Below are 24,616 nucleotides of genomic sequence, written 5' to 3'. Positions count from 1 at the left end.
ACACCATTAGGCAGAAAAAATATAAAATCACCCATGAAAACTCAAAGATGTAGTGCCGAAAAATGAAGGACTAAAGTCGTATCACATTGGCAATAAAAGAGATACGATTTCTGCTTGTCGAAGTTGGGTTAAGCTAGCATAGCCAGAATCAAACAAACACGAAACAGTCCTCAGTCTTCAATCTTCAGTCTTCAGTCGGCAATCCTCAATCGGCAATTTGCCGACTGCCGACTGTAGATTGCCGACTGCAAAAAGATACTAATAAAGCAGCTCCCCGATTACTTCTCCCGCACGACATTTCCAGACCGCATTATGACTATTGAAAAATCGCGATTCCACCAATTTATTATAAAACAAAATAATTTTGACCGGCTAGGGTTTGAAAATTGGGTTTTTTACCCCGGCATGTTGTTTAATGATCATCATAAATGGTGGTCAGATGCAGGTATTCGCCGCCAACCTCACGAAGGAGTTGATTTCTGTTTTTACCGGGATACAACGGGAGGTATACGTACTATTGGCTATAAAACAAAGATCCCGGCGCTCTATGATGGAAGGGTAGCGCATATCCACGATGATTTTCTGGGCAAATCTATCTATGTGCAGCACAATACCTACGACGAGCGCGGACATGCGCTTTTCACTATATATGGACATACCATTCCAGTGAATGGCCTTAATACGGGAGATATGGTGAGCGAGGGCAACATACTTGCAACCACCGCAAATGTGCGGGAACATGCAAGGATTCTTCCCCATGTGCATATCACAGTGGCATGGATACCTGTATCTTTTCCCCATGAAAGACTTACATGGAAAATGATAAATGCCCCACAGATAACCACCCTCTGTAATCCTCTTGAGTTTATCGATTGCAAATTTACCGTTGAAAGGGAATGGGTCGATCCGGAGGATTATTTTCCGGCAAAAGACTGATTTTTGGCTTACCGAATTATTCTCCCATGTTACAAAAAGAAATGAATCAAAATTGTTTCCCTTCTGATTGCAACGCCTCAAAGCCCGCTACTATATCAAGAAGTTCTTCAGTGATAGAGGTCTGATACTGATGACGATAGGACATATTCAACCCTTCAACCGTTTCTTTTATATTTTTTTCTGCAGTTTGCATGGAAGAAAGCCGGCTTGCGTTTTCACTTGCCATAGACTCTGCAAGTGCCCGATAGAGTAAAACAAAAATATACTGGCGAACAAGCGTTGAAAAAAGTTTCCTCCTCTCCATTGTAAATGTTGGAATTATATGAGATGGCCATTTTTTCCCCGCTAACGCATCCAACCATTCCTGATCCAGCGGCAAGAGATGCGCTGTTTGAGGTTTGCAGGAAGTGCTGGATAACAATTTATGGTGAAACAAAATAACCTTTGTAATTTTCCCCTTCTCTTCCAAACTGTTAAGCGCCGTTACAATTTTGTATCCGGTTTCTACAAGCTCTGAGTGGGACGCCGGTACAGGGAATATTTCTTCAACAGGATGCCCTCGTTCTTCGATAAGATCTGCTGCCCGCACTCCGACGCAGAGCAAAACATATCGTTCATGGGCAATGCTTTTGCTGTACATGCTTTCCAGCGCATATGATGTTATTTGACTATTGAATCCGCCACAAAGGCCATGGTCGGAACCGAATACCACGGCGCATCCTGCAGTTTTTTCCTTTCCTGATATTTTTGAAACAACTTCTCCCTCTCCTTTTTGGAGAACCACCTGAAGGCCCATTTCAATGGTTCGGTAGTAACCGGAAACCGCTTCAACAGCTTCCTCATAATGGCGAACATTTATCGCTGCAAGCGTTTTCATAGTTTTTACTATGGCATGCAAATCTTCAGCGCTCTGAATTTTCCTCCTCAACCGTTCAAGTGTTAGCATCTAAATGCCCTCTTCTTTTTCAGCAATAACATTTCTTGCCAGAGAGACAATTTTATACCGGTCTTCGTCAATGAGTTGTTCTCCTTTTTCAATCTTCTGGCATACGTCAGGCAATTTTTCAGTCACTTCTTTACTGATGGCGGATTCCGCTGCAGAAATAAGCTCTATGGGCGATTTATCCAATAAGCCTTCCACTACTGCCATTAAAACAACAATTTGCACAGAAACCGGCACAGGTTGAAACTGTGGCTGTTTGAGAATCTCACGGACACGTTTCCCACGCTCAATAATTTTTCGGGTTGATTCATCTAACCGCGTGCTGAAACGCGCAAACCTCTCCAACTCCTCAAATTGAGCGTAAGAAAGCCGTAAATCACTTGCCACCATCCTGTAAGACGGAAATTGTGCCTTGCCCCCGACTCTGGATACCGACCTCCCTACATTTACAGCCGGCATAATCCCTTTCTGCGCAAGTTCCGGAGATAGATAAATCTGTCCGTCAGTGATAGAAATCAAATTTGTAGGAATATACGCCGAAATATTCTGCGCTTCCGTCTCAATAATAGGCAAAGAGGTCAAAGACCCTCCTCCAAGCTCTTTTTTCAGGTGTGTGGATCTTTCCAGCAGGCGGGAATGAATATAAAAAATATCGCCGGGAAAAGCTTCCCTGCCAGGCGGCCTTCTAAGCAGGAGGGATAGTTCCCGGTATGCTCGTGCATGATTCGTTAAATCATCGTACACGATGAGCACATCCTCTCCCTTATACATGAAATATTCCGCCATAGCAGTGGCGGCATAAGGAGCGATATATTTCATTCCGGGAGTCGATTCACCGGCGGCAACCACGATAATTGTATTATCCAACGCATCATTTTCCCGAAGATCCGCTATCAATTTTGCCACTGAAGAACTTCTTTGCCCTATTGCGCAGTAAACGCAAATAACCCCCTTATCTTTTTGATTAATAATCGTGTCCAGGGCAATCGTTGTCTTTCCTGTCTGGCGGTCGCCAAGGATGAGTTCTCTTTGCCCCCTTCCTATGGGAATTAAGGCGTCTATCACCTTTATTCCTGTTTGCAGCGGTATATTTACCGGAGAACGGTCAACAATAGCCGGCGCTTCTCTCTCTATAACTTGACGGTGAGTTGTTCGTACCGGGCCATAATTATCCAAAGGCCTTCCCACAGCATCAACCACGCGCCCAAGCAGCATTTTACCGACAGGCACATCTATGACCTTGCCTGTCCGCTGCACTTCGCTTCCCGCTTTTATATCATCATCTTCGTCTAGCAAAATGATCCCGGCTTCCCCATGATCCAGGTTGAATACCAGGCCGGGAAGACTGCCGGAAAGAAGCACCATTTCTTCAGATTTCACATTCCATAAGCCATTTACCCGCGCAATTCCTTTTCCCACGTATGTAACCGTGCCTGTTTCCCGTATTTCCAGTGGATATTCTTTTTTCTCCAATATCTGGCCGAAGGCTGCAAAGGTCTTGTTCATTTGTGTTTTCAGGAGATTTCCAGTAGTCGCCATAATTTATGATTATCTCGCTAATTCTTCATCCAATATTTTATCCACTTCTTCCTCAAGGAATTTAATGTAATCATCGAGGTTCCATCCAATCCTGTAGTTTTTTACCCTGAAGTCTATTCCACAAATATGGTCATGGGGAGATATATATTGAATTTCCAGTTTTTCACCCATGACATTGCTGATTTCAGTGGTAATTATTTGTTGCTGTTCTGCAGGAATCTCAAACATGCTGGTTATCGCTGCCTGATAGTGTGCTTGTTCTAAAATGTCTTTAATCTTGTTTTTCTCTGTGTTGTCAAGATTTCCGATTTTTTTAAGAAAGGTATCTGTCATATTTTTTTCAAGATCAGCACTTGAAAGATCCGACAATATTTTTCTCAGAATAGCATATATCTGCGTTGTCGTTTTTTTCCGGAGATTTGCAAGAAACGTTTCTCTCTCTTCCCTCAACGATTCATGCCATCGTTCTTTCAATTCTTCAACTTCCCTGCGTGCATTTTCAATAAGTTTCTTTTTCTGTGCTTCTGCTTCCAAACTTGCGCTGGTAAAGAGACTTTCGCATCTTGCATCATTTTCCTTATTTTTTTGAAGATAAAGTTCTCTTTCCTTGTCCGCATCAATCATCTTCTGTTCCGCCGACTGCAATTTGGAAGCGATCATTTCTTCTCTTGCATTCATAACCGAAATAATCCTTCCATAAAGAAAATGCTTCAGGAGAAAAACAAGAATCAGGAAGTTAACTATTTGGGCAAATACGGTGAACCAATCAATAAGCATCACTGTCCCCCGTCTTTAGTTATCACATAATTCCAAAAAGGATTTGCAAAAATAACAATCATAGCTACAACAAAACAATAGATCGCAGTGGATTCTATCATAGCCATGCTGACAAACAACGTCCTCGTAATTGTATTTGCCTCGTCAGGCTGCTGTGCAATTGAACTGAGAGCCTGAGCCGCCGCACGCGCCTCTCCCAGCGCGGGACCAATCGAACCAACCGCTATTGTAAAACCGGCGACAATAATAGACACCATTCCAATCAGGCCAACATTATCCATGCTGTTTTACTCCTTTCCTTTTTCATATTTTTCTAATGTTTGTTCTTTTTCTTCATAAACCCGCGTTGCAGAAGCGATATACACGATAGAAAGGATAGCAAAAATGTACGCCTGTATTAACCCTGTCAGCAGGCCCAACGCCTGCATGAGAATGGGGAAAAAAATTGGCGCAATCGAAAGCAGGATTGCGATGATAACAGACCCGCTCATAATGTTTCCAAAAAGCCTGACTGCAAGCGCTATCGTACGGGAGGCTTCTCCCAAAATATTGAACGGCAACATGAATGGCGTGGGTTTCAAATAATGTTTCAAATAACCTATAAAACCGCGTTTTGATATTCCGTAAAACTGCACTGCCACAAATACACAAATGGCAAGTGCTGCAGTGGTCGATAAGGAACCGGTGGGCGGTTGATACCCCGGAACAATACTCATAATGACAGACACTGAGATGAATAAAAATAACGTCCCCACGATAGGCAAAAACCTGCCTGGTTCCTGGTTGCTGATTGCCCGAATCTGTTTATTCATGCCTAATACAAGCGTTTCAAGAAGATTTTGCCAGCGGGATATCTTGTATTCTGTCGTCAATTTCTTCGTGCCAAACCATGACAGCGCAACAATCACTGCCATCGTAATCCAGGTATAGACGATGGTTGCATTTAGTGTAATCGGCCCAATGTGAAGAACTATTATATTGTCAGGACTTATATTCACGCATTATCTCCCCCCCTATTTTGAATGGTATGTCCTCTTCATCTTGTACCCTTCGGGAAGAAAACGTTTTACCAATACTTGTCGTACAATAAAGAACCCCACTAAACACACAAGTAATCGTTCCCAGCGGCCATCCATGATGAAATAAAATGTAGCCAGAACAATCGCCATACGTATAATATAACTTAGCATAATCAGTGCGGATGGGTATTTTATTATTGGAAGATAATGTATGGTACTCCACATGCCGGCAAAATTCAGTAAACCTACTGCCATTCCAACTGCAAGTGCAGTGGCAAGCGTAAATATATCATTTGCCATAATCATTATTCCCTTTTGTTCCAGATATATTTAACAGTAAAGCAAGATTTACATTAATCATTTTTATCGGACATTTTTATCCAGCGCCACGCATTCAGGCAACCAATTGCTATGCCAACACTAAGAAGCGTAAGCGTCCATGACACAGGCGACGGCCATTTTTTATCAATCCAGATACCAAGTGCTATGCCAAGTAATGTGGGAATAGTTATCGACCAGCCGATGATCCCCGACATGCCCATGCCAAACCAAAACGATTTGGACTTCGATTCTTTCCTGCCTTTTATTTTACGCGATTCTTTTTTCCCTACTTCCACAACGAACTTTTTTAATACATCATCCTCTTTCTTTTGTGCAGGGTCAACCATGTCTGCTTTCACCAAGTTCAATAAATTGCCGTACAAAATTAACCTCAAGTTTTGCCACAGCGGAGCGAGCGGTTTTCTTTCGTTCATCATCTGAACGAAATTTATTTTCCACCGTTTCTTTTAATTTCCCAAGGTCAGGGCCACGAACGGCATTTCTTGTTGAAACAAGTACCTCGGCGCCACATTTTGTGAGAATCCCTTCATCAATAGCAAGGAATACTTCGCGTCCTTCCTGCTCGTATATTAAAAGCCCCGGAACAAGAGCAGATACAAAATCTACATGGCGGGGCAGTAAGCAGAAATATCCATTATCCGCTTCCGCAACGACCTTTTCAACTTCTTCGTTTATAAATATTTCAGTAGGAAGCAGTACTTTTAGTTTCATGGTTTCTTTGCTTCATCAATTCCGCCAATCATGTAAAGTGAGCTTTCCGGAAATGAATCGAACTCTCCATTCAAAATCCGCTCACATCCTTCCAATGCATCCTCAATGCCGACTGTTTTTCCTTTATGCCCGGTAAATTGCTCAGTCGTAAAAAAGGGTTGTGTAAAAAATCGCTCAAGCCTTCTGGCAATATATACCGTCCCTCTGTCTTCCGGAGAAAGTTCTTCCAGACCCAGCATAGCGATAATATCTTTGAGTTCTTCATAGTTTGCTAATATTTTTAAAATTTCGCGCGCAATCTGGTAATGCTTCTTTCCAACAATATGCGGCATAAGCATCTTTGACCCCGATTGCAACGGGTCAATCGCTGGATAAAGACCCTCGCTGGCTCTTTTTCGCGACAACACGATTGTGGCAGATAAATGACTAAACGTATGAACCGCAGAAGGGTCTGTAAAATCATCCGCAGGCACATACACTGCCTGAACAGAAGTAATTGACCCAGAAGAGGTGCTGCAAATTCGTTCCTGTAGTTCAGAGAGTTCCGTTCCCAATGTAGGTTGATACCCTACGCGGGAAGGCAACTGCCCCAAAAGCCCCGACACCTCGGAACCTGCCTGTATAAAACGAAAAATGTTATCTATCAGGAGCAGCACGTCCTGTTTTTCTTCATCCCTAAAATATTCAGCCATTCGAAGCGCCGCATGCCCTATACGAAATCTCGCGCCTGGCGGTTCATTCATTTGCCCAAAGAGCATTACCGTATTATCCAAAACCCCGGCAGCTTTAATTTCCCGAAAAAGGTCCTCAGCCTCACGGCACCGTTCACCTATACCGCAAAAGAAGCTTACTCCGCCGTAAATCCCCATGACTTTATGAATTATTTCAGTAATAAGCACTGTCTTTCCAACCCCGGCGCCTCCAAAAAGCCCTGCTTTTCCTCCCCTCTCAAGAGGTGCAAGCACATCGATTGCTTTAATTCCCGTACTAAAAATCTCTGTAGAAACGGACCGGCTGGACAGTGAAATCGTTGGCTGGTATATGGACTTCCACACAACATCACGAAGAGGTTCTCCATTATCAATAGTTTCACCAAAAACATTAAACATTCTCCCAAGTAATTCTTTTCCCAAGGGAACCCTTAACGTTTGTTCCATGTCGGTCAATATAAACCCCCGGTATAATCCCCCTGTGGGAGTTAGCGCTATTCCACGAACGGTTTCATGATCAAGATGAATCACTACTTCGATTACGTATTTTACATTTCCCAATTCTCCCCTGAGTTCATTATGAATAGGAGGGACTCTTTCTGGAAAGCGAACGTCCACAATACTTCCTCTTATCGATACAATCTCACCTTTATTGATTTCTTTTTGTAGTAACATGGGATGCATACTCATTTATTATCGTATTACTTGTTGAAATACTGGTAATACTTTATGTAGCAGCAATTCATCCGTCGCCGCTACACCGCTGATAATGGCGTTATTGTAGTATTTTAAAAAAAACGGACCTGTTGCGAAAAATCAGTATAGGTCAAAAGAAAATTCAATGCAAGCACAATACACTTGCACATTGCTACCAAGACAAGCGGTTAAAATATTTTGTAACACTTTGGTTTTTTGAAAAACGTAAGAGCGAGAGACGAGAAACGAAGGATGTCCGTCGTCTCTCGTCCGTCATCCTTCGTCCTCGGTAGTTTATATTACGCTATAATAGTTGCCAGGAGGTTAAAATTATTATTGCATTTAACATTGAAAAAGATTAGAGATGCGGTAAGCGTATTTTGGGTTGAATAATTTAAAAACAGATGAAAGGAGAAAAACATGAACGGATCATTACAGGGGGCATGGAAGATAGGTACGGTAATGGGTATTCCAATAAGAGTGCATTTTACGTGGTTTATCGTCTTCGGTTTGATTACATGGTCTCTGTCAACTTTATACTTTCCAAAGGCAGCTCCTGACCTGCCTGTGACATCTTACTGGCTAAAAGGCGCCCTTGCAGCCCTTCTACTTTTCGCCTCCGTAGCCTTTCACGAACTGGCCCATTGCATTGTGGCAAAGAGGTACAAAATTTCCATAGAGAGCATAACACTCTTTATCTTTGGTGGAGTTTCAAGGATGAAAAGTGAACCACCCCACCCAAGAGCTGAATTTAATATTGCTATTGCAGGGCCTCTTTCCAGTTTTTTTTTGTACGCTTTGTTTTACTTTATTTCTATGGGTGTATCAGGAAGCATGAAGACGCTTTTTATATACCTGGCACAAATCAATCTGATTATTGGGATATTTAATCTCATTCCGGGTTTCCCTTTGGATGGAGGGAGGGTTTTGAGAGCTATTTTGTGGAGTAAGAATAAGAACTTTTTTTCTGCGACGCAAAAGGCATCTGGCGTCGGGAGGAAGATTGCCCTGTTTTTTGTCTTTTTCGGGTTGTTTTCTCTTTTTACAGGAGTGCCGGGAGGTCTGTGGCTGATGCTTATTGGTTGGTTTCTCTTTACGGCAGCCCAGGCAAGTTATCAGCAGTCAGCGCTTCAGGAATATCTTTTTGGCGTTAAAGTCAAAGACTTAATGGTGAGGGACCTGATTAACGTAAGTCCTTCCCTTAGCCTTGAGGAGGTTGTGAATAATTACTTTCTGAAATATGGCTACGGCGGTTTCCCTGTAGTAGAGGATGGAAAGTATCTTGGTATAATAACCCTGAAAGAAATAAAAGGCATACCTAAAAACGCTTTTGAAGATACAAGAGTCAGGGAAGTTTATCTGAAACATAAAAAGCAATGGGAAATATCCGCCGAAGCGGAAGCAATAAAAGCCCTTGAATCGATGCTGAGGGAAGATACAGGGAGGTTGGTTGTTAAGAAAGGGGCATCTATACAGGGACTCATAACCAGAAACGGCATTGCCCGGTATGTCCAAATCATCGGGAAATGACACGGTCAATTGATATTCTGCCTTACGAACCTGCAATCATCCCGGCAGCAAAATATAACCGGAACATCTGCATCAGAAGGAAAGTAATAAGTCCCGGAAACTTAAAGCAAAGGCGATAGTCAAACAAATAAGGTTTTAGAAAGAGGAAGCATACGAAATTATTTTAAAAATCTGTAATAATTTATGATTACCCGGAGGTGCTTCGATGGTTCACAAAAAATCGGCATACACAATATCAAGGGAAGACTTTGATGCGGTAATCTTTGATCTTGACGGAGTGGTCACCGATACGGCAAGCGTGCATGCAGATGCATGGAAAAAGATGTTTGATGAATTTCTCTCCCAATATGCTGCCTGTAATAATAAGCCATTTCAACCTTTTGATATTGACGCAGATTACCGCCTTTATGTTGATGGCAAACCACGTTTTGATGGCGTGAGGAGTTTCCTCCGTTCAAGGGGTGTTAATCTGCCCGAAGGACAACCAGATGATTTGCCCGGCACAGAATCTATCCACGGCCTGGGCAAATTAAAGAATGAATATTTACTGAAACACATCGGAGACCATGGCGCTGAAGTATATGATTCGACAATAGATTTTATACATAGTTTGAAAAAACAAGGCTGCAAAACAGCCATAATATCCTCGAGTAGAAACTGCGCCATGATCCTTGATTCAACAAATCTTTCATCCCTGTTTGACGTCAGGGTGGATGGACTGGATTCTGAAGTTCTTGGCATTAAAGGTAAGCCTGCTCCGGACATTTTCCTTGAGGCAGCAAGACAGTTAAAGGCGAAACCTGAACGTGCGGTTGTGATTGAAGATGCTATTTCAGGTGTTCAAGCAGGAAAAGCCGGCAAATTCAGGCTTGTGGTTGGTGTGGCACGGACAGGCGATAAAGAATCGCTGCTTGAAAACGGAGCTGATGTAGTAGTTGAAGACCTCTCTGAAATCGGCGTCAGGAACGATATTGAAGTAATTCATGGCCTGCCTTCCGCACTGGACAGCATTGATGATATTGCCAATCAGGCAAGGGGCAAACGCATTGCCGTTTTTCTTGACTACGACGGAACTCTTACCCCTATAGTTGAAACACCCGACAAAGCTATTATGGCAGAAGACATGCGGGAGGCTGTGATAAAACTTTCCAATAATTGTACGGTAGGAATAATAAGCGGTCGCGATCTAAAAGATGTGCAGGAGAAGGTGAAAATAAACTCATTTGTCTATGCCGGAAGCCATGGCTTTGATATTGCGGGGCCAGAGGGATTAAACATAAAGAGTCAGGCAGGGGCAGAATTTCTGCCTGTTCTCGATAAAGCAGAGAAGGAACTTGCCGAAAAGCTCCGCTCCATAGAAGGTGTGTTTGTGGAACGGAAAAAATTCGCCATTGCCATTCATTATCGCCTTGTAACTCCGGAGAAAGCCGAACTTGTAGATGAGATTGTGGATAAAGAGGCTTCCGTCTATCCTGAACTTAGAAAGGCATACGGAAAAAAGATATTCGAACTACAGCCGGATATTGACTGGCACAAGGGAAAGGCCCTGCTTACCTTATTAAAAGCATTGAAGCTTGACGGAGACGACGTACTGCCTTTTTATATAGGAGATGATGTGACCGATGAAGACGCATTCTGGACACTCAAAGGCAGTGGTATCGGAATTGTTGTCTGGGACGAACCCTATGAGACGGCGGCTTCTTATAGTCTTAAGAATCCGGAAGAGGTACGCAAATTCCTTTTGAAACTTATTCCATTAGGAGGTGGCCATGAATAACTGGACACTTTTATATGAAGACTTTAAACCTTCCATGGAAAGCCTCAGAGAAGCCCTTTGTACACTGGGAAACGGATATTTCGCAACACGTGGTACCTCGCCGGAATCTGAGGCTGACGAGATTCATTATCCCGGTACTTATCTCGCTGGAGGCTATAACCGGTTGAAAACTGATATTGCAGGCCGTGTAGTAGAAAATGAAGACTTGGTGAATATGCCAAACTGGTTACTCACGAAATTCCGGCCTGAAGGCGGCGACTGGTTTAATCTGATGACCGTCGACATTCTTTCCTATCGGCAGGAACTCAACATGAAAGAGGGCATTCTCTCAAGAACAGTGAGATTCAGAGATAGACAAAATCGCGAAACAACATTGATTCAACGGCGTTTTGTACATATGGCAAATATGCATCTTGCAGCGCTTGAAATTACAATCATACCTGAGAATTGGTCAGGGCGTATTCAAATACTCTCCGCCATGGACGGAACTATTATCAATGCAGGAGTTGAACGTTATAAGCAGTTAAACAGCAAACATCTTGCGCCTGTAAAAAGCGGAAAAGCCGATAATGACATAATTTATCTGCTTGTAGAGACCAATCAATCTCATATCCGTGTGGCAGAGGCTGCAAGAACCCGTGTTTATATTGAGGGTGAACAGATAGAAGTTGAAAGAAAGCCTGTTGAAGAGCCCGGCTATATTGCTCAGGAATTTTTTATTGAGGCAGTAAATAATACGCCTGTGACAATTGAAAAGATTGTTTCTTTTTATGCATCTAAAGACTTTGCCATTTCCGAACCTGCTCAGGATGCTGTTGAAGCTCTCAGGCATACCGGCAATTTCAAAGAATTATTCGAGCGCCATGCTATGGAATGGAACCATCTCTGGTACAAATGCGACATTCAGGTAGCGGACAATGACCGGACACAGATGATTCTCCGCCTGCACATATTTCACATGCTACAGACGGTTTCCAGAAACTCGATTGATCTGGATATAGGTGTACCTGCAAGAGGTTGGCACGGAGAAGCATACAGGGGGCATATTTTCTGGGATGAGTTGTTTATCTTTCCATATCTCAATTTGAGAATTCCAGTGCTTACCAGAGCTCTGCTGCTTTACAGATACAGGCGGTTAAACAGATCTCGCATTGCCGCTCAAGAGGCGGGATTTAGAGGCGCACTCTATCCATGGCAAAGCGGAAGCGACGGAAGGGAGGAAACACAACAGCTTCATCTTAATCCCAAATCAGGCCGCTGGCTTCCGGACAACACACACCTCCAGCGCCATGTAAATGCAGCTATAGCGTATAACGTCTGGCAGTACTTCGAAACAACAGAAGATCTGGAATTTATGGCTACATATGGCACGGAAATGATTCTTGAAATCGCCAGATTTCTGTCAAGCCTCACCTCTTATAACAGAGAAATAGACCGCTACGAAATACTCGGTGTCATGGGGCCTGACGAATATCATGATAAATATCCTGACGCTGAAAAACCTGGGCTGAATAACAATGCCTATACAAATGTGATGACCGTCTGGGTATTGCGTACTGCTATTAAAGCCCTCAACAAGCTGAACCCTAAAAGGAGGTATGACCTTCTGGAAATAATTGGCTTGGAGAAAACCGAGATCGGACAGTGGCAGGACATTATTCATAAAATGAAGGTTGTCTTTCATGATGATGGCATAATCAGCCAGTTCGAAGGATACAATGAGTTAGCTGAATTCGACTGGGATGGTTATATCAAAAAATATGGAGATATACAGCGTCTTGACCGTATTCTGGAGGCAGAAGGAGATACAACCAACCGCTATAAGGCTTCAAAGCAAGCGGACGTACTCATGCTTTTTTATCTCTTTTCTGCAGAGGAACTGCACGAACTTTTTAAAGAAATGGGATACGATTTTGATCCACAAATTATTCCAAAGAACATAGAATACTATCTTAAGCGATGCTCTAACGGTTCTACCCTCAGCAATATTGTCCTATCGTGGGTTCTTGCCAGGTCAGATCGTACGGGATCATGGAATATTTTTAATAAGGCACTGGAAAGCGATATCTCGGATATACAGGGAGGCACTACACACGAAGGCATACATCTGGGCGCAATGGCTGGGACTGTTGATATTCTCCAGCAGTGCTATACAGGTATAGCATTCTGTGATGAGATGCTCCATCTGAATCCGAAAATTCCTGAAGGTTTGCAAAGACTCATGTTAAAGATAAAGTATAGGGGGAACTGGTTTGATATCAATATAACGCCGGATGCATTGGCCATTACCTCAAGCAAAGAAAGAGACATAATAACGAAAATTTGTTTCAGCGAAAAGATATATGAAATTAAACCTGGCGACACTTTAAATTTTGATATAAAGGTATAAATGCCGAGGGGCGTATTCCCGATTTTTTGTAAATCTTCACACCCGGGGTTTGCATTTGTCGCGATGCTTTTCCTGTTGTTTGGCAAGAATCAGGCTTATAATAGCTGTTTAATAACTTTTATATTCATAATATATATAAAATCAAGATAATTTGGTTCTGGCTTACCACAGGTTAAAGTTGTTGGTATTATGCCCGTGTTAAGTGTCTGTATTTGATGCGATGAGGCTGGTCGGAGGCGGAGCCAATGCGTCTTTTTCTCTCTTCCTCGTATTCAGTATAGTTTCCCTCAAACCAGATAACCTTGCTATCCCCCTCAAAAGCAAGAATGTGGGTGGCAATCCTGTCAAGGAACCAGCGGTCATGGCTTATCACCACAGCGCAGCCGGAAAAGTTTTCCAACGCATCCTCGAGGGCACGCATGGTATTTACATCAAGATCATTTGTTGGTTCATCGAGCAGGAGGACGTTTGCGCCTTCTTTTAACATACAGGCAAGATGCACCCTGTTTCTTTCCCCTCCGGAAATAGCGTTCACCGGTTTTTGCTGATCCGCACCTGAAAAGTTAAATCGCGCCACATATGCGCGTGAGTTGACCTCTCTGCTGCCGATTTGAATTATGTCGTTACCGCCGGAGATTGTCTCCCATATCGTTTTATTCGGATCGAGGGTTTCACGGCTCTGGTCTGCATATGCTAGTTTTACCGACTCCCCTATCCTGATTGTTCCGTTATCCGGCTTCTCTTGTCCGGTAATCATCCGGAACAATGTAGTTTTCCCGGCACCGTTAGGGCCAATGATGCCTACAATTCCACCACGCGGCAGTGAAAACGTCATATTCTCTATCAAAATACGGTCTCCGTATGATTTGAAAACCTTATCCGCCTCAATAACTAAATTCCCCAATCTCGGTCCTGGCGGGATGTAAATCTCCAGTTCTTTTATTTGTTTCTCGGTTTGTTGCGCAAGCAATGATTCATAAGAATTGATTCGCGCCTTTGATTTTGCGTGCCGTCCCTTCGGACTCATCCGGATCCATTCCAGCTCGCGTTGCAATGTCTTTTGCCGTTCAGTCTCTTGTTTTTCTTCCTGTTGCAATCTTTTCTGTTTTTGATCAAGCCATGAAGAATAGTTGCCCTTCCATGGTATACCATATCCGCGGTCAAGTTCTAATATCCAGCCGGCGACATTATCAAGAAAATACCGGTCGTGCGTCACAGCAATCACTGTTCCTTCATATTTCAGCAAGTGTTGCTCCAGCCAGGCAACCGTTTCAGCATCGAGGTGGTTCGTCGGTTCATCCAAAAGCAGGATGTCCGGTTTTTTTAAGAGCAATCTGCAAAGCGCCACACGCCGTTTTTCTCCACCTGATAATATCTTTACCGGTGTATTTCCCTCAGGGCAACGTAGCGCATCCATTGCCATTTCAAGCCGGGAATCAAGGTCCCAGGCATTAAGCGCGTCAATCTTTTCCTGAACTGCCCCCTGCCTTTCTATCAAAGCATTCATTTCATCGCCTGACATTGGTTCTGCAAATTGTTCGTTAATACGGTTATATTCATTGTGGAGATCTACCAATTCCTGGACGCCTTCTTCCACAATCTGACGCGCCGTTTTTGTTTCGTCAAGCAAGGGTTCCTGTTCAAGAAATCCTACCGTATATCCCTGTGAAAGCGTTACCTGTCCGTTATAATTCTCGTCTACTCCTGCCATTATGCGTAAAAGAGAACTCTTTCCCGAACCATTTAAACCAAGCACGCCAATCTTAGCGCCGTAAAAATAGGAAAGCGAGATGTCTTTTAATACGGGTTTTTTTTCATAAAACTTGCTCACACTGTTCATGGAATAAATAACTTTGTTCGGTTGATTGCTCATTTTGGCATGCCTCCGGGAAAAATTGTTACATGGTTTTTTCTGCTTGTATTCTTAATATGAATCAGCATGTGCATAACTATAAAAGAATTTTGCCTGCTTAGCAAGCCTGCGGTCGAACTCTTCCATAAACTGTACCGTCGGCAAATTAAGATTGAAATTATTATTAAAACCTCAACTTATTGAAAAGTTACCATAAAGCACACTTTTTCCGTCAATTTTTTCGCTCCATGTAGAGACGCACAACAACGCTTCCCAACATTAGTCATTAGTCATTGGTCAACTGCCGACTGAAGAAAGGATCATTAAATATTTTGCCGGAAAATGTAAAGAAATTACTGATAAGGTACTATTTCTCTACAGTTAAAATATTGGCTATTATTATCGTTAAAAATGATTTGACTTTGTTTAACTCTTTTTATAATCTTGATAAAAATTTTCTTTTAGCTATTCATAGCACACAAAGCCGCAATCAAAAAGAGTTTAACCACGAAACACTATGGGCACAAAGAAAAACTGACAAAAGAAAGATGTTTTTACAGGGTAATACTATATTCACCATTACATTTTTTATCATAAGAGCGACTCATGGGACTAATTGTTCAAAAATTTGGCGGTACTTCTGTTGCTGATGCTGAACGCATAAAGGCTGCTGCCAGGCGAGTTACAGAAACATATGATGCCGGGAATAAAGTGATTGTTGTTGTTTCTGCGAGGGGACAAACAACTGATGAACTTATTGAACTTGCAAATGAAATTATTGATAAACCTTCTACACGCGAAATGGATATGTTATTATCAACGGGCGAACAGGTTTCTATTGCCCTCATGGCAATGGCGATTCATGCGCTTGGGTATCCTGCAATATCATTTACCGGTGGTCAGGTGGGTATCGTTACGGATAGTTTTCACACGAAGGCGCGCATCCGCAACATCAATGCAGACCGAATCCGCAAGGAATTAGATAATGGCTCCATTGTTATTGTAGCGGGTTTTCAGGGCATTGACGTAAATGAAAACATAACCACCCTGGGAAGAGGCGGTTCTGATACTACGGCAGTCGCCCTCGCATCTATTCTGCATGCGGACAGATGTGATATTTTTACGGACGTGGATGGAATTTATACCGCCGACCCAAGAAAGGTGCCAAATGCCAGAAAACTCAATAAAATCTCGTATGATGAGATTTTAGAGCTTGCGAGCCTGGGCGCCCAGGTAATGCACTCACGCTCGATAGAATTTGCAAAAAAATACAATGTGCCTTTATACGTTCGCTCAAGTTTCAACAACTCTGAAGGAACATTGATATGTAAGGAGATTGATGATATGGAAAACATTGTTGTAAGCGGTGCAACCGTCAGCAAAAACGATGCAAAAATTACTATCAGGTCTATTCCTGATGTTCCCGGCCAGGCGGCAAAAATATTTCACGAGATCGCGAAAAAAAATATTAATGTGGACATGATCATTCAAAACGCAAGTGTCGAAGGACGCGCTGACGTAACGTTTACTGTACCGCGAAGTGATTTGAAAAACGCGCTGGAAACTGCAGAAAAGATAAAAAAGGACCTCTGGGCAATGGAGGTTTTATACGATGACAAAATCGCTAAACTATCCGTAGTAGGGATAGGCATGCGGAGCCATTGTGGTGTAGCGGAAAAGATGTTCAGTATCCTTGCTGAAGAAAAAATTAACATACAGATGATTAGTACCTCTGAAATAAAAATATCCTGCATAATCGATGAAGCTCACGCCGAACGGGCATTAAATGCAGTGCATAAAATATTTGGATTAAACCTCGTCAAAAACGAAGTGGCCGCTAAGGTCTAATTTTCGTTTGTACGCGTAAGTTTCGGCTGATAAATACAATATGGTTCTTCCGCCAAATAGTTTCCTGTATCGTAAAATGCACGAGCCCTGCACCCTTCGCAGACTTTTTTGTATTCACAGTCCCCGCACTTGCCCTCTAATAAATCCGGATTTCGCAGCTTTTCAAATACCGGAGAATTTTTCCAGATATCTGCAAATTTTTGTTTCTTTACATGTCCCGCTTCGACGGGCAAATAACCGCAGGGGAAAACCTCCCCTTTATGGGAAACAAAACAAACGCCTGTACCCGCCAAACACCCCTTTGTCATCGCAGCCATACCATGGGTTTGGGGAGATATTGTAATCCCTTCCTCTTTTGCCCGTTCTCTCATGATACGAAAATAATGCGGCGCACAGGTAGCCTTCGTCTGAATTTTTGCTTCTTTTGATAAATCATAGAAATGATTGAGTACTTCTTCGTATTTGGCGGGATGAAGCATTTGATCATCCGCAATCTGAACCCCGCAACCCACAGGCACCAGCATAAAAACATGTAGCGCATCAGCACCCAGCTCTAAAGCCAATTTGTACATATCATCTATTTGTTCAACATTATGTTTGGCAATCGTGCAATTTATTTGCATACTCATGCCCAGATTTTTCAATCTTTTAAAGCCTTCCATTGAACGCTTGAACGAACCGGGTATTTTTCGAAAATCGTCGTGCGTTTTTTCGTCTGCGCCATCAAAGCTGATAGAAACCCTGGCAATGCCTGCATCAACAATTTTTCTTGCCACATCGTCTTCAACAAGTGTACCATTTGTAGCTAATGCAACGCTTAGCCCTTTGCTTACCGCATGTTTTGCAATATCGAAGATATCCGGACGAAAGAGAGGCTCTCCCCCACTCAATACCAAAATTGGATTGCCCACCTCCACGATAGCATCAACAAATTCAAAGGCTTCTTTTGTAGACATATCGTCTTTTGCAAGAGTAGTACTTACATCAAGCCTGCGGCAATGTATACACTCCAGATTACAGCCGACAGTCGTCTCCCAAAACACAAGCCTTAACTGATTTTTCATATTTTTCATATATTCAACTGCAGATTTACCTGATGTATCATGTTTCATACGATCATACGTCTGTCTGATTGTTTCCGGATGATCACCATGACCATGAGGCGTCGGGTGGCTGCTTTTTTGTTTTTGTTCAGTGTGCAAAGTGTTTTCCTCCATAGTTTTTTGTATTCATTTTTGACCGACATAATAAGGATTCTTATTATAGAAAATACCCGTAGTTTGGTCAATTAAGAAAACAAACTTTCCTTAAAGCCCTTGTTTAAAAACAAAAAAGTACTTTGCCGGAAAACGGACATCAACATATAATGATGTAGAGAGAAACCTCGTTAGCCTTTTAAACTTGACAATATATTTTATCATTGATACCATTTAACCTCATTGTAACTTATAGTTATACAATATATTATTTATAACTAATTGCTTATTTCTTAAGCACTTACATAACTAATCACTCTATTTACTTAATCATTTAGTTTTCTCACCAGGCATACTAAAACCTCCCCCATTTTTCTTATTTTGCTATGGAAAATGGGGGTATTTTTTGTCAATAAAAATTGTAACAACAACACTAATTATGGATAGAATCTTTATATACGATACAACGTTACGTGACGGAAGCCAGGCAGAAGGGGTCTCCTTCTCGTTACAGGACAAATTAGCAATAACCGTCAAGTTAGATGAATTAGGCATAGATTTTATAGAAGGCGGATTTCCCATTGCCAATCCGAAGGACGAATCGTACTTTAAAGAAGTAAAATCTTTATCTTTAAAACATTCCAAAATCGCATCTTTTGGCAGTACAAGAAAAGTTGGGGTGCGCACAGAAGAAGATAAAAATGTGAATGCCCTTCTATTTGCCGAAACCCCTGTAGTGACTATTGTGGGTAAAAGCTGGGATTTTCAGGTCACCGATGTTTTAAAAACTACGTTAGACGAAAATGTAAAAATGGTAACGGATACTATCTTATTTCTTAAATCCAGGAATCGTGAGGTCTTTTTTGATGCGGAACATTTTTTTGACGGATTCAAAAGCAACCGCGGATATGCGTTGAAAGTTATTAATGAAGCCTGTTCCGCAGGCGCAGACGTAATAGTTTTATGCGATACCAATGGTGGCAGTTTGCCTGACGAGATTGCAACCATTGTTGAAGAAGTCAGAAAAAACAATAAGTGCATATTAGGTATTCATGCCCACAACGATGGCGACCTTGCAATTGCAAATACCATTATGGCTGTAAACAAAGGGGTGAGGCAGGTACAGGGAACAATCAATGGTATTGGCGAGCGATGTGGCAATGCGGATCTTTGTTCCGTAATCCCTAATCTGGTTTTAAAAATGGGATATCACTGTTTACATAACGATGGCCTTCGGAAATTGACGGAAATATCGCGCTACGTTTATGAAACCGCAAATTTATTGTTTCGCACAAATCAACCTTTTGTCGGGTCAAGCGCTTTTGCGCATAAAGGCGGTTTACATATCAATGCAATTCAAAAAAACAAGGTTACTTACGAACATATCAATCCTGAATCGGTCGGTAACAAAAGGAAAATATTGATCTCTGAACTTTCAGGAAGTGCTACAATTCTTTCCAAAACAGAAAAATTTAATTTAACACACGATACCGCTCTTTTAAGGTCGATCCTCGAAGAAGTGCAAAATCTTGAAAACGAAGGATATCAACTTGAATCAGCGGAAGCCTCCTTTGAATTACTGGTACGAAAGAAAACCGGAAAATATAAACCATTCTTTGAACTTGAAGGTTTCAGGGTAATTGTCGAAAAAAGAGAAAATGGTTTACCGATAACGGAAGCTACTGTTAAAATAAATGTCAATAACACACAGGAACTCACTGCCAGTGAAGGATCTGGTCCGGTAAATGCATTAGATACTGCATTACGAAAAGCATTGGAGAGGTTTTATCCCGTTTTAAAGGACATGAAACTTCTCGATTATAAGGTAAGAGTTATAAATCCCCGCAGTGCAACCGCTGCAAAAGTAAGGGTAATAATAGAATCAAAGGATAAAGAAAACGTCTGGAGTACTGTTGGCGTATCAGGAAACCTTATTGAAGCAAGCTGGCAAGCGCTTGTCGACAGCATAGAATATAAACTTATTAAAGAATATGAAGCAAAACAACTTTGATCCTGCTTTATAAGGCAAATGCGAAAAAATCCTCACTGCTTTTAAAACAAAGACAACTATTCAATATTTTTGCTACAACTATGGAAAACGATTTACCATCACACTACAGTCCAAAAGAAGTTGAATATAAATGGTACCGCTTTTGGGAAGAAAGCGGTTTTTTCCACAGTGAACCATCGTCTTCAAAAAAACCCTACACTATTGTTATCCCCCCCCCGAATGTCACTGGCGTCCTTCACGTGGGCCATGCTCTCAATAATATAATTCAGGATATTTTAATCCGATGGAAAAGAATGCAGGGCTTTAATGTGCTTTGGATGCCGGGAACAGACCACGCGGGAATTGCAACACAAAATGTAGTTGAACGGGAGCTTTCTTCAAAAAATATTAAACGACAGGATATAGGACGTGAACGTTTTATAGAAGAGGTCTGGAAGTGGAAACAGCAATATGGCTCTACTATCATTCAACAATTAAAAAAACTAGGGAGTTCCTGTGACTGGCAGAGAGAGCGGTTTACCATGGATGAAGGCCTTTCCGATGCAGTAAAAGAAACATTTGTAAGACTTTACCGCAAGGGGCTGATTTATAAAGGCAAGTACATGATAAATTGGTGCCCAAGATGCCGCACTGCCCTGGCCGATGATGAAGTTGAACATGAAGAACACGAAGGACATCTATGGCATATAAAATATTCTTTTAAAGAAAATCCACAACAACATATCGTTGTGGCAACAACAAGGCCAGAAACCATGCTTGGCGACGTTGCCGTGGCTGTCAATCCAAAGGATGACCGCTACAAAGATTTTATAGGCAAAACCCTACTGCTGCCTATATTGGGCAGGGAACTGCCAGTGGTGGCAGACGACTTTGTTAGTCCTTCATTCGGTACAGGCGCAGTAAAAGTAACTCCCGCACATGATCCAAATGACTTTGCAATAGGCATGCGGCATGCCCTGCCTTCAATTGTTGTTATGGACGAAGATGGAACTATGAATATTAATGCGGGAGATTACAATGGACAGGATCGTTTTGAGTGCAGAACCGCATTGGTAGAAGATTTAAAATTAAGAAAGCACATCGATAGAATTATCCCTCACAAACATTCCGTAGGCCACTGTTACCGATGCCAAACCGTCATTGAACCGTATTTTTCGAATCAATGGTTTGTTAAAATGCGCCCTCTTGCAGATGCTGCAATACAAGCGAGTTTAAACAAATCAGTCACTTTTTACCCGGAACGCTGGGAAAAAGTTTATTTAAGCTGGTTAGATAACGTAAGAGATTGGTGTATATCAAGGCAAATCTGGTGGGGACACCGCATACCCGCATGGTATTGCTACGACTGTGGTGCTATTTCCGTTTCAACTGGGGATATAAATCAATGCACAAAATGCAGCAGCCCCCGCCTTAAACAGGACGAGGATGTTCTTGATACATGGTTTAGTTCGGCGCTTTGGCCTTTTTCAACATTAGGTTGGCCCAAAGAAACTCCGGAATTGGCATATTACTACCCAACATCAACCCTTGTCACCGATAGAGGCATTATCTATTTCTGGGTGGCGCGCATGGTTATGATGGGAATTGAGATGGTGAAACAGGTTCCTTTTTCGCACGTATATATTCACGGAACAATTCTCGACGAACAGGGAAGAAAAATGAGCAAATCCCTGGGTAATGGCATAGACCCGCTTCTCATGATTGACCGTTATGGCGCGGACGCCGTGCGTTTCTCAACTATTATTCTTACCACAGAAGGGCAAGACGTCAAACTATCTGAAAGCAAATTCGAGATGGGGAGAAATTTTACCAATAAGCTTTGGAATGCGGCTCGCTTCATATTTATGAATCTAAGTGAAGAAAACCCCGAAGAAATAACCTATGATATAACGACACTTCCGTTTGAAGATAAATGGATTCATAGCCGTTTAAATACTACAATTGAAGAATGCACTGCTTCTTTAGACCAATATAAATTTAACGATGCTGCAATGAAAATGTACGATTTCACATGGCATACATTCTGTGACTGGTATTTGGAAATAGTTAAACATCGTTTAAACAACGCTAACAATAGAATCGACAAAAAAAATGCTCAAACAACTCTTGCAATTATATTTGGCAAAACGTTACATTTACTGCACCCCTTTATCCCATTTATCACTGAAGAACTATGGAATAATTTAACCCGTATTGCTCAGCATAACAAAATTGCACTTCAAATTGGTGGGACAGGTAGTTCTCTTGTAACAAGCCGGTGTCCAATATTCAGTAAACAATTTGCAGATGATACTTCTGAACACATTATGCCTGTCCTGCAGGACATAATAAGAGCTATCAGAAATATACGCAGCAAAATGGATATTAAGGATAAGCAAAGATTAAAGGCAGTAATTTCTTACCCCCGGGATTTTGTATACGGTTTGCATGAACATACAAATATGTTAAAGAGAATGGCGAATCTTGAAGAATTGGATATGGGGATTGAATTGCAGAAACCAAGCCATTCTGCAAGTGAAGTAATTGGAAATCTTCAGGTCTTCGTATTACTTGCCGGCATATTGGACCCGCTTGCAGAAAAAGACCGGCAGTTAAAGCACTTGAAACAATTGGAAAACCATCTGACCATTATACGCCGTAAACTTAATAATGAAAATTTTGTAGCAAAAGCACCACCGCAAATCGTCGAAACAGAACGGAAAAAAGAAGATGATCTACAAGTGCAAATAGAAAAAGTTAAACACATTTTATTAAATATTGGATAACAAAATGAAACAAAAATATGCGCCTTTCACCACGACAACAATTAAATTTTTAAAACTTTTATTAAAAAGAAAACATTGGTTTTTTGTAGTACCTTTCTTTTTGCTATGGTTAAATTTTGTTGCTCTTAAAGCAGATGAACAAATTTTGAATGCAACTATTAAAATGTGCCCGAAATGCAATGAACTTTACCAAAACAACGAAAAGTTTTGCGGGAAAGACGGGACCGTATTGTCAGATACTAACGGCAAGTTAGTATGTCCTGTTTGTAAAAAAGAGGGCTCTGGCAATGAAAAATTTTGTGTTGAACATGGAGAAAAGTTAATACCCATAGAAAGACTCTCTGCGAGAAAAGACCCCGCTGATTTAGAGCGTAACATGTCTCTCGCTGCTAAATATTATCAGGAAGGAAATACGCATTGTGACAACGAATCGTATGATTTAGCTTTAAAATCTTATCTGAAAGCGGAAGAAGTTTATCCCGATCTTCCCGGGCTGCATTATAATATGGGGTGGCTCTATAGTAAACTAGGAGATGTGGACAGTGCCGTTGACCACTTGCAAAAATATATCATTCTCGCTCCTGACAGTAAAGACATTACTGAAGTACGGAGTTACATCGCATTATTAAAACAAGCTCACCAGAAAAAAATTGAAGTTATTGAAAAGTACAAATCGCGAGACGAGGCAATGGAAAAGGCGCTTGAAATTCAAAACAAAAAACATGATACCGTTTTGATACCGGCTGGCAAATTCAGTATGGGGACAAATGAAGCACGCGATGTTTCTCAACCTGAGCATGTCGTATATTTGGATGCGTATGAAATAGATCGTTACGAAATTACAAATGCACAATACTGGGAATTTGTAAAATACATAGAAGAGACAAATGACCATAGCAAATGTTTCAAGGATGAACCAATCGGTAAAGACCACAAACCCAGATATTGGGAAGATGAATATTACAATGTGCCGGATTACCCGGTGGCAAGAGTTGATTGGTATGATGCTTATGCCTATGCCGCGTGGAAGGGGAAGAGACTGCCCACTGAAGCTGAATGGGAAAAGGCTGCGAGGGGATTGGATGTAAGGGCATTCCCATGGGGTAATGAATGGGATCACACAAGATGCAACCTGAGCGGAGAACCCATGCCTGTTGGAAGCGTTGAATCCGGCAAAAGCATGTATGGTTGCTATGACATGAGCGGAAGCGTATTCGAATGGTGTAATGATTGGTTTTCTAGCACGTATTATCAATATTCTCCTTCAATTAATCCGACAGGCCCGGAAAAAGGTGAGCGGAAACTTATTCGTGGTGGCTCACGATTTTCAAGACCTTTTCAAGTCCGTGTTACAGAAAGAAAATCAGAACGGCCTGATTTATTCAATATGGCAATAGGATTTAGATGTGCAAAAGACGTCGAGGTTAAAGAGTAAAAATAATATGTAACCTAAATCCTGCAAACAAGGCAAAGCCTTGTTGCAGGAATAGGATTGAAATGGTAGGATTTCCAAGGTATTCGGCGGTATATTGATAACAAAAAACACCTGAAAGGAGATTCACCATTTCGATGAAG

At 41.8% G+C, this 24,616-nt stretch carries 19 protein-coding genes; 8 read left to right on the top strand and 11 right to left on the bottom strand.

The annotated features are described in order from the left end of the window. Positions 1 to 312 precede the first annotated feature (312 nt). Complete coding sequence (locus tag QZT26_RS09015) at positions 313 to 936, top strand: peptidoglycan DD-metalloendopeptidase family protein (RefSeq protein ID WP_295101726.1); 624 nt, start codon at positions 313 to 315, stop codon at positions 934 to 936. Between the two features lie 46 nt (positions 937 to 982). On the opposite strand, the gene QZT26_RS09010 is transcribed toward QZT26_RS09015, so the two are convergent. The 9 genes from QZT26_RS09010 to atpD are packed head-to-tail and all read right to left on the bottom strand — an operon-like array spanning position 983 to position 7,652. Beyond that, complete coding sequence (locus QZT26_RS09010; protein WP_099326712.1) at positions 983 to 1,882, bottom strand: F0F1 ATP synthase subunit gamma; 900 nt, start codon at positions 1,880 to 1,882, stop codon at positions 983 to 985. Further along, complete coding sequence (locus QZT26_RS09005) at positions 1,883 to 3,418, bottom strand: alternate F1F0 ATPase, F1 subunit alpha (RefSeq protein WP_295101724.1); 1,536 nt, start codon at positions 3,416 to 3,418, stop codon at positions 1,883 to 1,885. It lies immediately after the preceding gene. A gap of 9 nt (positions 3,419 to 3,427) precedes the next feature. Next, positions 3,428 to 4,195 carry a hypothetical protein gene (locus tag QZT26_RS09000; RefSeq protein ID WP_295101723.1) on the bottom strand — a complete coding sequence of 256 codons (768 nt, stop codon included), beginning with the start codon at positions 4,193 to 4,195 and terminating at the stop codon, positions 3,428 to 3,430. Further along, positions 4,195 to 4,476, bottom strand: coding sequence for a F0F1 ATP synthase subunit C (locus QZT26_RS08995; protein ID WP_295101721.1), 282 nt, complete (start codon positions 4,474 to 4,476; stop codon positions 4,195 to 4,197). The genes QZT26_RS09000 and QZT26_RS08995 overlap by 1 nt, the downstream gene beginning before the upstream one ends. Positions 4,477 to 4,482: 6 nt before the next feature. After that, complete coding sequence (locus QZT26_RS08990) at positions 4,483 to 5,193, bottom strand: F0F1 ATP synthase subunit A (RefSeq protein WP_295101720.1); 711 nt, start codon at positions 5,191 to 5,193, stop codon at positions 4,483 to 4,485. Positions 5,194 to 5,208: 15 nt separating this feature from the next. Next, a complete protein-coding gene (locus QZT26_RS08985) occupies positions 5,209 to 5,514 on the bottom strand; it encodes an ATP synthase subunit I (protein ID WP_295101718.1) in 306 nt (101 codons plus the stop codon). Between the two features lie 53 nt (positions 5,515 to 5,567). Beyond that, complete coding sequence (locus tag QZT26_RS08980; protein WP_099326717.1) at positions 5,568 to 5,882, bottom strand: AtpZ/AtpI family protein; 315 nt, start codon at positions 5,880 to 5,882, stop codon at positions 5,568 to 5,570. After that, positions 5,875 to 6,267: a F0F1 ATP synthase subunit epsilon gene (locus tag QZT26_RS08975; RefSeq protein ID WP_295101717.1), complete on the bottom strand. Its 393-nt coding sequence runs from the start codon at positions 6,265 to 6,267 to the stop codon at positions 5,875 to 5,877. Before QZT26_RS08975 ends, QZT26_RS08980 begins: the two co-directional genes overlap by 8 nt. Then, positions 6,264 to 7,652, bottom strand: a complete 1,389-nt coding sequence (atpD, locus tag QZT26_RS08970) for a F0F1 ATP synthase subunit beta (protein ID WP_295101716.1) — start codon at positions 7,650 to 7,652, stop codon at positions 6,264 to 6,266. The genes QZT26_RS08975 and atpD overlap by 4 nt, the downstream gene beginning before the upstream one ends. Before the next feature lie 441 nt (positions 7,653 to 8,093). Here atpD and QZT26_RS08965 point away from each other — a divergent pair, with 441 nt between their 5' ends. The 3 genes from QZT26_RS08965 (at position 8,094) to QZT26_RS08955 (ending at position 13,369) form a co-directional block, all read left to right on the top strand. Next, positions 8,094 to 9,203, top strand: a complete 1,110-nt coding sequence (locus tag QZT26_RS08965) for a site-2 protease family protein (RefSeq protein WP_295101714.1) — start codon at positions 8,094 to 8,096, stop codon at positions 9,201 to 9,203. A 205-nt stretch (positions 9,204 to 9,408) separates the two neighbouring features. Further along, positions 9,409 to 10,980, top strand: coding sequence for a trehalose-phosphatase (otsB, locus tag QZT26_RS08960; RefSeq protein ID WP_295101712.1), 1,572 nt, complete (start codon positions 9,409 to 9,411; stop codon positions 10,978 to 10,980). Further along, positions 10,973 to 13,369, top strand: coding sequence for a glycoside hydrolase family 65 protein (locus QZT26_RS08955; protein WP_164995076.1), 2,397 nt, complete (start codon positions 10,973 to 10,975; stop codon positions 13,367 to 13,369). The genes otsB and QZT26_RS08955 overlap by 8 nt, the downstream gene beginning before the upstream one ends. Before the next feature lie 187 nt (positions 13,370 to 13,556). Here QZT26_RS08955 and ettA read toward each other — a convergent pair whose 3' ends face one another. Beyond that, positions 13,557 to 15,242: an energy-dependent translational throttle protein EttA gene (gene ettA / locus QZT26_RS08950; RefSeq protein WP_099326721.1), complete on the bottom strand. Its 1,686-nt coding sequence runs from the start codon at positions 15,240 to 15,242 to the stop codon at positions 13,557 to 13,559. A gap of 585 nt (positions 15,243 to 15,827) precedes the next feature. Here ettA and QZT26_RS08945 point away from each other — a divergent pair. After that, positions 15,828 to 17,069 carry an aspartate kinase gene (locus QZT26_RS08945; protein ID WP_099326722.1) on the top strand — a complete coding sequence of 414 codons (1,242 nt, stop codon included), beginning with the start codon at positions 15,828 to 15,830 and terminating at the stop codon, positions 17,067 to 17,069. Here QZT26_RS08945 and QZT26_RS08940 read toward each other — a convergent pair. Next, positions 17,066 to 18,271, bottom strand: a complete 1,206-nt coding sequence (locus QZT26_RS08940) for a radical SAM protein (RefSeq protein WP_230405660.1) — start codon at positions 18,269 to 18,271, stop codon at positions 17,066 to 17,068. The two genes, QZT26_RS08945 and QZT26_RS08940, sit on opposite strands and share 4 nt — an antisense overlap. A 400-nt stretch (positions 18,272 to 18,671) precedes the next feature. On the opposite strand from QZT26_RS08940, the gene cimA reads away from it, so the two are divergent. The 3 genes from cimA to QZT26_RS08925 are packed head-to-tail and all read left to right on the top strand — an operon-like array spanning position 18,672 to position 24,476. Continuing rightward, positions 18,672 to 20,276 (top strand): citramalate synthase, encoded by a 1,605-nt coding sequence (cimA, locus tag QZT26_RS08935; RefSeq protein WP_230405661.1) that lies wholly within the window; start codon positions 18,672 to 18,674, stop codon positions 20,274 to 20,276. Beyond that, positions 20,273 to 23,041, top strand: coding sequence for a valine--tRNA ligase (locus QZT26_RS08930; RefSeq protein ID WP_295101710.1), 2,769 nt, complete (start codon positions 20,273 to 20,275; stop codon positions 23,039 to 23,041). Before cimA ends, QZT26_RS08930 begins: the two co-directional genes overlap by 4 nt. A gap of 4 nt (positions 23,042 to 23,045) precedes the next feature. Next, a complete protein-coding gene (locus QZT26_RS08925) occupies positions 23,046 to 24,476 on the top strand; it encodes an SUMF1/EgtB/PvdO family nonheme iron enzyme (protein ID WP_295101708.1) in 1,431 nt (476 codons plus the stop codon). The last annotated feature ends 140 nt before the right edge of the window (positions 24,477 to 24,616 follow it).

Origin of the sequence: uncultured Candidatus Kuenenia sp., assembly GCF_900696675.1 — a bacterium.
Taxonomy (GTDB): domain Bacteria; phylum Planctomycetota; class Brocadiia; order Brocadiales; family Brocadiaceae; genus Kuenenia; species Kuenenia stuttgartiensis_A.
Note: the sequence above shows the minus strand (reverse complement) of the source record. Positions and strands in the feature narration are given on the sequence as shown.